Source organism: Anaeroplasma bactoclasticum (assembly GCF_003550015.1).
GTDB lineage: Bacteria > Bacillota_I > Bacilli_A > Acholeplasmatales > Anaeroplasmataceae > Anaeroplasma > Anaeroplasma bactoclasticum.
Map to the genome: position 1 here is coordinate 1 of NZ_QXEV01000013.1, position 11,043 is coordinate 11,043.

An 11,043-nucleotide genomic window follows, 5' to 3' on the forward strand; every position below is an offset into this window, starting at 1 on the left:
TATTTTAGTTCCTGGTGTAATAATTATTTATAAGCATATACCAAATTATAAGAGATTAGCTAATGGAACTGAAAATTCATTTAAAAAGAAAAAGGTTGACCCAATTGAGGCAACTGTTGAAGATGATACTGAAAATAATAATGAAAATGCTGCAGAAAATTAATTCTGCAGTTTTCTTTTCTACCCATTTTTTTATCTTTTGTATCATTTTTAAAATTTAAGTTTTAAGTACTTGATAGAGTATGAAATTTAACTTATAATTTTAATTAGAATTACTTTTTGAATAATTGATTGGAGTGATTTCATGGAAACGAATGAATTTCAAAAAAAGATCATTCAGGAGTTTGTACAAAGAGGATTTAATATTCAAATCCTAAAGGATGATACAAACATGATTTATATGAATAATCCTGTCGGGATGACGGTTGAAATTTATCCGGAAAGATATTTAGTATTCAATGCTAAATATAAAAGTATCTTCGAAGAAGATAAAACTGAATCTGGTCAAAAGAGAATTTGGAAGAAAAAAAGATATGATAAAAATGGTAATTTAACTCATTCAGAATCTTCTAATGGAGAATGGGATGATTACTTTTATGATAAAGAAGATCAATTAGTTAAGCATATGTCTTCTACTGGTAGATGGGAAGAATATTCCTATACTTCCTTTGGAGCACAATCTTATTACACGAATTCTTCTGGATTTTGGGAAAGATGTGAATATGATGATAAGAATAGATTGATTCATAAATATACATCCGATTTCCACTGGAGATATATCTTCCCTGATATGGGAATTGATATTGATGGTATTAAGAATAAATATACTAAGATTCGAGTAAATAAGGAAAGCTACCGCTTAAATAAGAGTAGATATAATAATTATCATGTTTTATTAACTACAGGCTTAATGACAGAGGAGCTTGCTAAAAAGACATTCTCTAAGCTTGAATTCTATATTTATGAGAATTTAACAGATGTACTTCGTATGGAAGAGAAAGCTGAAATTAATAGACAAAAGGCTATTTTAGAGCAAAAGAAAAAAGAACGTAGAAAAAGAGGATTATGGGACGAGTTTTAATTCGTCCCTATTCTTTTTATAAAAAAGAAAAAAGGGCCTAAGCCCTTAAATCTATAAAATGTTTTTATCCTTCAACGATAGCGTCAACTGGGCAAACACCCTGGCATGCACCGCAATCAATACATGCATCAGCATCGATGCGGGAAACATCCTCAACTGTGATAGCACTAACAGGACACTCAGGTGCACATGCACCGCAAGCGATACAGTTATCTTCTACAACAACTCTTGGCATATTCATTTCCCCTTTCATTATTCTACTTTAATTATAGTATTTAAAGCCTAGTTTGTCTAGCATAACCATTATTTTTCTATCTTAAAAAATAATAGTTGAAAATTGCTTCCTTAAAGTGTAAAATAAACTAGAAAGTAAAGGAGTCATAGTTTATGTTTTTAGAAGTTGAATCAGGACATATGGACTTAGCCATTTGGCAGTTTGTTTTAATTGTTGTCTTTGTTTTACTTGCTACTGCAATTGCAACATTCTTCTTAGTTAGAAAGCTATTTGAGAAGGAATTAAAGAAAAACCCTCCTGTAAGTGAGGCAATGATTCGTGCAATGTTCCAGCAGATGGGTAGAACTCCATCAGAAAAGCAGGTTAGAGCCGTTATGAAGTCTATGAACGATGCTAACGAAAAGGAAGAGGCAAAGAAAAAAGAAAAAGCTGAACTTGAGGCTAAGCGTGCAGCAAAGAAAGCTGAAAAGGAAGCTAAAAAAAAGGAAGCAAATTAAAAAGGGATTTCTAAAAATCCCTTTTTTTTCTATTCCATTTTGGAATCAAAGCCATGAATTTTACAATAGTGAATGGCACAATCTAAATCCTTCATATTAGTAAACTTCTTCTTTGAATAAGAAATTAGCTTAATTCCACCTAAAATATCTACTGCTCCAAGTGTAGCCATGATACCACCTAAAATATACATAATTTTATCATTACCATATATAAAGAATATAATTGCAACACTAAATAATATAGCAGCTATAATAAAGATAAATATACTTAAGCCGATAGATAGTTTTTTCATTGTTTTTCTATATTTATCTGCATATATTTTCATTTCTTCTTTTGTCATGATTTCTCCTAAAAGAAATCCCTTAAGGTTATCTTAAGGGAAATTTACTATTCTTCTGTAGTAGTTTCAACCTCTGTTGTTGTTTCAACACCAGATGTTTTGGTTTCTTCCTCATCATCTAAATTGGTTGGATGCTCTACTGCTTCTAAAACATCTTCGATTGTTCTATGACGTCTTTCTTCTAATTCATTATAATTTCTAGCATAATGAATAATACCAAATACTAAAATGATAGCTGCAATAATTGCAAGAACAAGTAAAGGATTTGTTCTTTTCTTTGTATCAAGATAGGATGCTTCTTTCTTTCTCATATCATTACCTCCAAACATTTTAGTTTATCTTAAAGTTATTATAACACTTTTTATATCTTTTGTATAGGTGTCTTTTTTTCAAGAAGAAAAACAACCATTACGGTTGTTCATCTTTTATAATATTTGGTTTATTTTCTTCTATTTCTTCTACTTGTTCTTGTTGTATTTCTTTTTCTTCTACTACTATAGTATTACCATCTATCTCATTATCTTCTTTATTATTCATTTTAAGTTTAGATAAGAAATAAGATAATACAAAGCCTATAGGAAGGGATATAAAACCTAAAATGATTTGAAGTGTAGCTGTAGTGCTTGGGTTACTTCCATATTCTTGGAAGAAATTAACAAATATTACTGGAATAGATGCTAAAACAAAGCCTAAGATTGCAAAATAAGAACCAATAGGGAATCTTTTAAACATCCAAGATAATAATTTAGATGCTGGAATTAATCCTGCAATAATACCTAAGCCAACAGGTAATAAAACCAAAATGACATTATGATATCCTGCCATAGAGAATTTAGTAATATGGGCAATCGCATCCATGAATGTACCATAATAATTAAATACCACAAGCATTAATACACCAGATACACCAGGTATTAGCATTGCAAAACAGCCAATAAAGCCAGATACAAAGAGTAATGCATAATCCTTAAATTCAAGTGTAACATCTCCAATAGGTACACTTGAATCCTTATTGAATGCTAAACCTAAAAACATTAGTCCTATTACTGCTAAAGCACCTAAAATAAAGGATATTACATATTTCCAATTAATCTTTTTAATTACTGGCTTTGCAAGCATAGGTACAGACCCTAAAATTATACCTGCAAAAAAACAATAGGTAGGTAGTGGAATATATTCTAGCATTACTCGTTTTAAGAAGATTCCTCCACCTAATATACCAATGATAGCACCTACTGCGAAGATTAGTAAAAAGATTATTACAGCCTTAAATTTTTTAAATATATTTGCAATAGAATCCAAAAGCTTATCATAAATCTTTGTTATAACAAGCATCGTTCCACCACTCATACCAGGAATTAAATTTGATGCACCAAAGAGTACACCCTTTAAAAATGTTAATATATGCTTCATTTAAATCACCAACACTCCCATTCAATTATAATGGTATTGGAATTATAAATCAATATGGAAATTCCTTAGTACATGTGTATCTGAAAATGAATAATACTTATCCTCTGATATTATTAGATGATCTAAAAGTATAATATCTAAATTTGTTAGCATTTTACCAAGCTCATAGGTATATTTTAAATCTGCCTCGGATGGCTTTAAATTTCCACCAGGATGATTATGAATTAAAAATATACCATAAGGGTTCATATGAATAATATCCTTTATTACATCTTTAATAGGTACAGATATTTCATGGTAGGAATGGCTTGTATATTTCTTTTCACTTGTAATTCTTAACTTAGAATCTACTCCAATTAAAATCATGATTTCTTTTTTCTGTCCATAATAGGTAGGATATACATATTCAAATAAGGCTTTAGCATCCTCTAATGGCTTTTGATTTGATTCTTCCTTCATGACTCTTCTTGCGATTTCAAAAACAGATATGAGCTTTGTTGCTTTAGCTTCTTTTATACCTGGTATTTTAGATAGTTCTAGATAATCCATTCGTAAAAGATGGGAAAATCCATAATCCTTAATTAGTCTTTTACTCATAGTAAATACATCTTCATTTTTAGTTCCAACTCCAAGCATTATTGCTAGTAATTCATCATCTGTTAATTTATCTATTCCATCCTCTATTAGTTTTTCTCTTGGTAGTTTATTCATAAAAAATACTCCTTTTTTTGGTATTATAAAGGAATAAATTTATCTTTTCAAATTGCCTAAAATTTCATTTTTTGAAACATTTACTATATGTAATCATACATGTATAATAAATAAGAAAAAGTGAGATGTTTTCATCTCACCTTTTAGAAAATATAGTCTTAATAGTTATAAAATTATTTATTAAAATATTTTTCTCTTACCTGTGATATAAAATGTAAGGAGCCTGTAATGAATAAAATTTCATCACTTTTTAGATTAGGAATTGCTTTATCTAAGGCTTCAGTGAAATCACGACTTATATCATATGGTACCATAGTATATTTAATAAATTCCTTAGGGTCTGTAGCTCTTAGGTCATCTAGACCACAAAAATAATAATAACTTGCGATATGATTTAGGCTTGAAATCATAGCTTTATAATCCTTATCATATAATGCTGTAAATAATACCTTTACCTTATTTTTCCCCTTAAGCTTCTCTAAAGCATTAGTGGATGCTTTAATGGCATGGATATTATGGCCTCCATCAATAATGATTTTAGGATTATCTGATACTACTTCCATTCTTCCTGGCCAAAATATTTTGGATAACGCAAAATCAATAAAATCCTTTGGATAATCCTTATCTATAAATTTTACTGCCTCAATTGCTAGGCTTGCATTATAGGCTTGATAATCTCCTCTTAAGGATACGGAATATGTATTATCCTTATAAGTAAATGTAGTTACACTAGAGGATTTAATATCCTTAATAAATGGATTTACATAAATCATTTTACAATTTATTTTATCTAAATAGGATTTAAAATAAGGAATTAAGCTTTGATCTACTGCAGTAAGTAATGTACCATTTTCTTTTGCAATACCAAGCTTATGGTATGCTATTTCTTCTAAGGTATTTCCAAGCTGAGCCATATGGTCATAGCCTATATTGGTAATAATTGCTAAATCCTTATCTAAAAAGTTTGTTGCATCTAAAAGTCCACCTAGTCCTGCTTCCATTACTAAGATATCAATATTACGATCCTTATAATACATTAAAGCCATTAATAATGTTAATTCAAAGAATGGAATGATATCTTTATATTCTTCTTCATATTTTTTTGAAAAATCATATAATATATTTCCATAATGCATGATTTCAGCATTTGATATATATCTATCATTGATTTCTATTCTTTCATTAAAGCTTATAACATAAGGGGATACAAATAAACCGACATGCTTGCCAGTTAAGGCAAGCATTTTTTGTATCATTACAGCTGTAGAGCCTTTTCCATTGGTTCCGGCTACATGAATGATTTTATAATTTGGTTTATCTAGCCCAAGCATTTTAGATGCTTGTTTAATTCTATCTAAATTTTCTCTTTTTTGAGCTTTTCTTTGGTTAAATAACCAAGAATACACTTCGTCGATTGTAGTAAACATTTTAGGCATTTAAATTAGCTAAGGACTTTAATACTTCCTCATATTGTTCCTTATATTCCTTTTGTTTTGCTTTTTCAGCATCAATCTTAGCCTGTGGGGCTTTAGAAATAAAGGATTCATTAGAAAGCATTTTCTCACTTCTAGCTAGCTCAGCTTCAAGCTTAGCCTTTGTAGCTTCTAGCTTCTTGATGGCTTCTTCTAGGTTAACTAAGTCCTCTGTTGGAATAAAAATTTTGCACATTGGAAGTACAACAATTACATAACGCTTACTATCTAAGCCCTCATCGCTTGTTAAGAATTCTAGCTTCTTAGGGTTAGTAAACTTGAATAAATATTTTGTTGTAGATGCGATTGTTTTAGATACTGCATTATCCTTAGCAACAATAGTTAAGGCAATAGGCTCCTTTGGAGCTTTATTTGCTTTACTACGCTCATTTCTTACTGCAGTAATGATTTCAATCATATCATCGATAGCTTCTTTATCAAGCTCATCCTTGAATTCTTCTTTTACTGTAGGCCATTTAGAAATAGTAATGGATGCCTCTTTGTGAGGTAGTGCCTGGTAAATTTCTTCTGTGATGAATGGAATGAATGGGTGTAAAAGCTTTACGATAGCTCTTAGAACATATACTAATACATTCTTAGTCATCTGCTGCTCTTCTTTATCCTCGCTTTGTAAATCAACCTTGGATAATTCAACATACCAAGATGCAAAATCATCCCAAACGAAGGAATATAGAGTTCTTGCAGCTTCACCAAATTCATATTTTTCCATGTTGTAATCAACATTTTCAATAACCTTATTTAATTTAGATAAGATCCACTTAGATGGTAGGTTTAGCTTAGATACCTCAATTGAAGTTTCCTTATAGCCTGTACCTAAATTCATAAGTACATATCTTGAAATATTCCAAATCTTATTTAAATAATTCCAGCTAGATTCAATCTTTGTTTCATCAAATCTTAAGTCTAAGCCTGGGGCACTATTTGTAGTTAAGAAATATCTTAAGGAGTCTGTACCGTATTTTGCAATAACATCAAATGGGTCAACACCATTACCTAAGGATTTAGACATTTTTCTTCCTTGGCTATCACGAATTAAGCCATGGATTAAAATATCTTTAAATGGTGCATGATGAGTAAATTCAACACCCTGGAATAGCATTCTTGCTACCCAGAAGAAAATAATATCATATCCTGTAACTAATACGTTCGTTGGGTAATATCTTTCAAGTAGGTCAGTTTTTTCTGGCCAGCCAAGTGTTGAGAATGGCCATAGTGCACTTGAAAACCAAGTATCAAGTACATCTTCATCCTGAACCCAGCCCTCACCTGGACATTCAACTTGTACTTTTACTTCATTATCCTTATACCATGCAGGAATTCTATGACCCCACCATAATTGACGAGATACACACCAATCCTGAATAGATTCAGGGTCTAACCAGTGCTCTAGAGTCTGTTTAAATCTTTGAGGTACGAAACGATATTCATCATTTTCTAATACTTGCTTAGCAAGGACATCCATCTTAACGAACCACTGTTTAGATAATCTTGGTTCAACAACAACACCAGTTCTTTCACTATGTCCAACAGAGTGAACGATTGGCTCTGTTTTAACATATAGACCTTCCTTTTGTAAATCTTCAATGATATGTTTTCTACATTCAAAGCGGTCCATACCTTCATATTTACCAGCCATAGAATTCATTGTACCATCATCATTCATACATAAAGGCATTGGTAGGTTATGACGCTTACCAACCTCAAAGTCGTTAGGGTCATGAGCTGGAGTAACCTTAACACAGCCTGTACCAAAATCCTTATCTACATAAGAATCTGCAATAACTGGAATTTCAATATTTGTAAGAGGGATTCTTACCTTCTTACCAATAATATTTTTATATCTTTCATCCTCAGGATGAACCATAACTGCTTGGTCAGCAAACATAGTTTCTGGTCTTGTTGTAGCAATTGTAACATAGCCAGATCCATCCGTTAGAGGGTAATTATAATGATAGAATGCACCCTCATCATCGGTATGCTCAACCTCAATATTCGATAGTGCAGTTTTAGCCTGGCAGTCCCAGTTAATGATTCTTTCACCCTGATATAATAAGCCCTTATTATATAGAGTAATAAATACATGGTTTACTGCCTTATTTAAGCCCTCATCTAATGTAAATCTTTCCTTTGTATAATCTAAGGATAAGCCTAGTGCTGCCCACTGGCTTCTAATGAAGCCTGCATATTCATGCTTCCACTGCCATGCAACCTCTAAGAATTTTTCTCTTCCAAGATCATATCTTGAAATACCTTGTTCCTTTAATTTTGCATCAACCTTAGCCTGTGTTGCAATACCAGCATGGTCCATACCAGGAAGCCATAATGCATCATAGCCCTGCATTCTTTTTCTTCTTATAATAATATCTTGTAATGTTGTATCCCAAGAATGTCCTAAATGTAATTTACCAGTTACATTTGGTGGTGGAATCACAATAGTAAATGGTTCTTTGGATTTATCACCTGCAGTGAAGAATCCACCCTTAAGCCAAAAATCATATTTTCCAGCTTCTACTTCTTTAAAATCATATTTTGGTTTTAATTCCTTGCTCATATTTAACTTTCCTTTCGTAATCCTCTTTTGTCATTGAATAAAAGTCAGCATCTATGATTCTTCCATCATATAGCTCCTTATATTTACATAATCTTCCATCATATAGGAATCCGCACTTCTCGATGACTCGCTTTGATGCAAAGTTATCGGAGTGGTGTCCTACCTCAATGACTTCACAATCTGTTTTATGGAAGATGTAATCAATGACATTTAAAACGACCTCTGTCATGATTCCCTTGTTCCAATATTGGTCATTTAAGGAGAACCCAAGCTGCTTAACATATTTATATTTTCTGATTCCGTAATTATAAATTGAAATGGTTCCGATCATTTTATGATTTTCAATAAGCTCGATTGCAAATACATCCTTTTGTAAAATCATGGATGAGAAGACTCGGCGCCCTACCTCTTCATTTGGGATTGGCTTCCAACCCGCCATAGGACCTATAGTATCCCTTACTGCATATTCATAATAATCATCAAAATCCTTAAAGCTTAAATCACGGATAATTACTCTTTTACATATTAATCTCATAAAAAAAAGTCCTCAGGAATATAAATTCCTAAGGACGAATTATCGCGGTACCACCTTAGTTCCATATATTACAAAATATATGACACTCCATTTACCCGTAACGAGGGGGACGCTTTGGCTAATTTCGATTTCTCACCAAAGAGCTCCATGACTACCTTCAATATAACTTTTAAGCATTCACACCAACCATGCTCTCTCTTTAAAAAGCTTCTATTTACTCCTTCATTTCAACGCTATTTTATTTTAGTATTATTTATTAAAATTGTCAAATGAATATTGCGATTAATACTCCAATTATTATAGAAACACCTAAAGATATTATATCATGTCTTTTTATTCTAAAGCTTTTTCTATATACACAGTAGAATAAATAGCCTGCAAGACCAATAACTACCCATAGGGCAGATATAGACGATGAGATGAGCTTAAATGATGTAACCATATATAAAGGTATTAATACCTTATATCCAAATACGGAATCAGACTCATCACCAACAAGCTCTGCATTATTCCTTTCACTATTAATAAAGAAGAATGCTAAAATTGCTAAGCTTGCAAGGGCTAAATTTAATACTAATCCTAATACATTAATAGAGGATGATGTAGTACTTACCATTTTGGAATAGAAATTTACAGATAAATCAAAGAATGGAGAATACATGAAAAACCATCTCATGTATAAGGTTCTATCTGAGGTATCTGCCTTTAAAATTAAAGAATACATTACATTCATTAAGGTTGGTAAGAAGCAGGATGCTAATACCATAAATATAATACCATCAACTAATGCATTTCCCATGGTAAAGAAGAAAGTTTCAAAGCTAAATACCATAATACCAAAGCCTATTGCAGCAAGTAGGTAATATAGATAATAGCTCATATCATAAACTGTAGTTACCGATGGTGTAGTTGCAAGCCATATAAAGGATATTAACCACTGGGGGATAAATAAAATTGCAAATTCAGCAAGTCCTACACAATATTTAACAATGTAGAATTTAATTCTTTTTATTGGTAAGGAATAATATAAATCTACACTTCTTCTTTTCATTTTAAATGAAAATTCAAGTATTGGTATTACAGATACAATCACACAAGCTAATACGGATAAATAAATAAATGGATTGGTTTGTCCATGAATTTCAGTTCTTTGGGAAACTTCTTGAGTTTGGGAATAAGATATAAAAGAAGATTGTGCTTGAATGATTATAGTCATTATAGATAAGGCTACCATCAAAATTAAAATTGCTGGGATTCTTCTTCTAAAGTAATATAAGAATACCTTTTTCATACCATTTTACCTCCATTTTCTACGATTGCGGTAAATACCTCTTCGAATTCAATTGGAAGCTCATCGATGAAGACTGGCTTCATATCCTTTAGCTTTTCTTCAATATCCTTTAAATTAAGCTCTGATATTAATCTTACAACTCTTCCATCCTTTTCGATATGCTTATATATTCTTGGGAAGAAATGAATATCAATATCTTCTTTAAATGCAATTTGGTATTTATGTAATACTCCAATAGATTCCTCTATAGATCCTGAGGCTGCTATTTTTGTATTATTTAATATAGCAAATGCATCACATAAATCCTCTAATTCCTTTAAGGAGTGACTTGATATAATTACTGTTGTACCAAGCTTATCTACCATATCCTTGATTTGATTTTTAAATTCTACTCTAGCAAGTGGGTCAAGTCCATCAAATGCTTCATCTAGTAGCATATATTTTGGACGTATCGCAAATGCTAAAGATACAAACACTTGACGCTTCATACCCTTAGAGAATTTATCCATTCTCTTATGGATAGGTATTTTGAATTTATCTAATGTTTCAAAATAGGTTACCTCATTTACTGGGTAGAATGTATTCATTAGAGTAAGTAAGCTTGCAGGAGTAGTTCTTGCAGTATAGAAGGGATCATCTGATAAAAAGAACATCTTCTTTTTGACATTCTCATTATCAAAGGCATTTTCACCATCAACTAATACTACTCCATCATCTGCAGAGTATATTCCAGATATTACTCTTAATAGTGTAGATTTACCTGCACCATTAATACCAATTAAGCCTAATATCTTTTTATCTGGAATTTTTAAATTAATATCCTTTAGGACCTCATGGTCCTTGAAGGATTTTGATATTCCACGTATTTCAATCATGGATATACCTCCTAGGTGTG

Annotated in this window: 12 protein-coding genes and 1 other annotated feature; of the genes, 2 read left to right on the forward strand and 10 right to left on the reverse strand. The window is 31.5% G+C overall.

The genetic code is table 11. The features are described 5' to 3' along the window. Positions 1-304: 304 nt before the first annotated feature. Positions 305-1,081 (forward strand): hypothetical protein, encoded by a 777-nt coding sequence (locus EI71_RS06060; protein WP_119016361.1) that lies wholly within the window; start codon positions 305-307, stop codon positions 1,079-1,081. A 64-nt stretch (positions 1,082-1,145) separates the two neighbouring features. Here the strand turns inward: EI71_RS06060 and EI71_RS06065 are convergent, their stop codons facing one another. Then, positions 1,146-1,316, reverse strand: coding sequence for a DUF362 domain-containing protein (locus tag EI71_RS06065; RefSeq protein WP_119016362.1), 171 nt, complete (start codon positions 1,314-1,316; stop codon positions 1,146-1,148). A 152-nt stretch (positions 1,317-1,468) separates the two neighbouring features. Between EI71_RS06065 and EI71_RS06070 the strand changes: the two genes are divergently transcribed. Then, complete coding sequence (locus EI71_RS06070; protein ID WP_211321059.1) at positions 1,469-1,813, forward strand: YneF family protein; 345 nt, start codon at positions 1,469-1,471, stop codon at positions 1,811-1,813. A 29-nt stretch (positions 1,814-1,842) separates the two neighbouring features. Here the strand turns inward: EI71_RS06070 and EI71_RS06075 are convergent, their stop codons facing one another. From EI71_RS06075 to EI71_RS06115, 9 genes are all read right to left on the reverse strand, one after another. After that, a complete protein-coding gene (locus tag EI71_RS06075) occupies positions 1,843-2,154 on the reverse strand; it encodes a hypothetical protein (RefSeq protein WP_119016363.1) in 312 nt (103 codons plus the stop codon). 47 nt (positions 2,155-2,201) lie between these two features. After that, positions 2,202-2,465, reverse strand: coding sequence for a hypothetical protein (locus tag EI71_RS06080; protein WP_119016364.1), 264 nt, complete (start codon positions 2,463-2,465; stop codon positions 2,202-2,204). 97 nt (positions 2,466-2,562) lie between these two features. Beyond that, the gene (locus tag EI71_RS06085) at positions 2,563-3,567 is read right to left on the reverse strand and encodes a DUF368 domain-containing protein (protein WP_119016365.1); all 1,005 of its coding nucleotides are present in this window, start codon (positions 3,565-3,567) and stop codon (positions 2,563-2,565) included. Positions 3,568-3,609: 42 nt separating this feature from the next. Next, positions 3,610-4,278, reverse strand: a complete 669-nt coding sequence (locus tag EI71_RS06090) for a JAB domain-containing protein (RefSeq protein WP_119016366.1) — start codon at positions 4,276-4,278, stop codon at positions 3,610-3,612. Positions 4,279-4,451: 173 nt separating this feature from the next. Continuing rightward, entirely contained in the window at positions 4,452-5,714 is a 1,263-nt protein-coding gene (locus EI71_RS06095) for a bifunctional folylpolyglutamate synthase/dihydrofolate synthase (RefSeq protein ID WP_119016367.1), read from the reverse strand. Continuing rightward, positions 5,707-8,322 carry a valine--tRNA ligase gene (locus EI71_RS06100; RefSeq protein WP_119016368.1) on the reverse strand — a complete coding sequence of 872 codons (2,616 nt, stop codon included), beginning with the start codon at positions 8,320-8,322 and terminating at the stop codon, positions 5,707-5,709. The genes EI71_RS06095 and EI71_RS06100 overlap by 8 nt, the downstream gene beginning before the upstream one ends. Beyond that, on the reverse strand, positions 8,294-8,857 hold the full coding sequence (locus EI71_RS06105; protein ID WP_162849820.1) for a GNAT family N-acetyltransferase: 564 nt from the start codon (positions 8,855-8,857) through the stop codon (positions 8,294-8,296). The genes EI71_RS06100 and EI71_RS06105 overlap by 29 nt, the downstream gene beginning before the upstream one ends. Positions 8,858-8,884: 27 nt before the next feature. Beyond that, positions 8,885-9,097 (reverse strand) — a binding site (T-box leader). 25 nt (positions 9,098-9,122) lie between these two features. Next, positions 9,123-10,148, reverse strand: coding sequence for a hypothetical protein (locus EI71_RS06110; RefSeq protein ID WP_162849821.1), 1,026 nt, complete (start codon positions 10,146-10,148; stop codon positions 9,123-9,125). After that, positions 10,145-11,023 carry an ABC transporter ATP-binding protein gene (locus EI71_RS06115; RefSeq protein ID WP_162849822.1) on the reverse strand — a complete coding sequence of 293 codons (879 nt, stop codon included), beginning with the start codon at positions 11,021-11,023 and terminating at the stop codon, positions 10,145-10,147. Before EI71_RS06115 ends, EI71_RS06110 begins: the two co-directional genes overlap by 4 nt. Between the last annotated feature and the right edge of the window lie 20 nt (positions 11,024-11,043).

What these genes read in the sequence shown, in the direction of transcription:
- EI71_RS06060 (WP_119016361.1), top strand. Translation starts at nt 305, where the DNA reads ATGGAAACGAATGAATTTCAAAAAAAGATCATTCAGGAGTTTGTACAA.
- EI71_RS06065 (WP_119016362.1), bottom strand. Translation starts at nt 1,316, where the DNA reads ATGCCAAGAGTTGTTGTAGAAGATAACTGTATCGCTTGCGGTGCATGT.
- EI71_RS06070 (WP_211321059.1), top strand. Translation starts at nt 1,469, where the DNA reads ATGTTTTTAGAAGTTGAATCAGGACATATGGACTTAGCCATTTGGCAG.
- EI71_RS06075 (WP_119016363.1), bottom strand. Translation starts at nt 2,154, where the DNA reads ATGACAAAAGAAGAAATGAAAATATATGCAGATAAATATAGAAAAACA.
- EI71_RS06080 (WP_119016364.1), bottom strand. Translation starts at nt 2,465, where the DNA reads ATGAGAAAGAAAGAAGCATCCTATCTTGATACAAAGAAAAGAACAAAT.
- EI71_RS06085 (WP_119016365.1), bottom strand. Translation starts at nt 3,567, where the DNA reads ATGAAGCATATATTAACATTTTTAAAGGGTGTACTCTTTGGTGCATCA.
- EI71_RS06090 (WP_119016366.1), bottom strand. Translation starts at nt 4,278, where the DNA reads ATGAATAAACTACCAAGAGAAAAACTAATAGAGGATGGAATAGATAAA.
- EI71_RS06095 (WP_119016367.1), bottom strand. Translation starts at nt 5,714, where the DNA reads ATGCCTAAAATGTTTACTACAATCGACGAAGTGTATTCTTGGTTATTT.
- EI71_RS06100 (WP_119016368.1), bottom strand. Translation starts at nt 8,322, where the DNA reads ATGAGCAAGGAATTAAAACCAAAATATGATTTTAAAGAAGTAGAAGCT.
- EI71_RS06105 (WP_162849820.1), bottom strand. Translation starts at nt 8,857, where the DNA reads ATGAGATTAATATGTAAAAGAGTAATTATCCGTGATTTAAGCTTTAAG.
- EI71_RS06110 (WP_162849821.1), bottom strand. Translation starts at nt 10,148, where the DNA reads ATGAAAAAGGTATTCTTATATTACTTTAGAAGAAGAATCCCAGCAATT.
- EI71_RS06115 (WP_162849822.1), bottom strand. Translation starts at nt 11,023, where the DNA reads ATGATTGAAATACGTGGAATATCAAAATCCTTCAAGGACCATGAGGTC.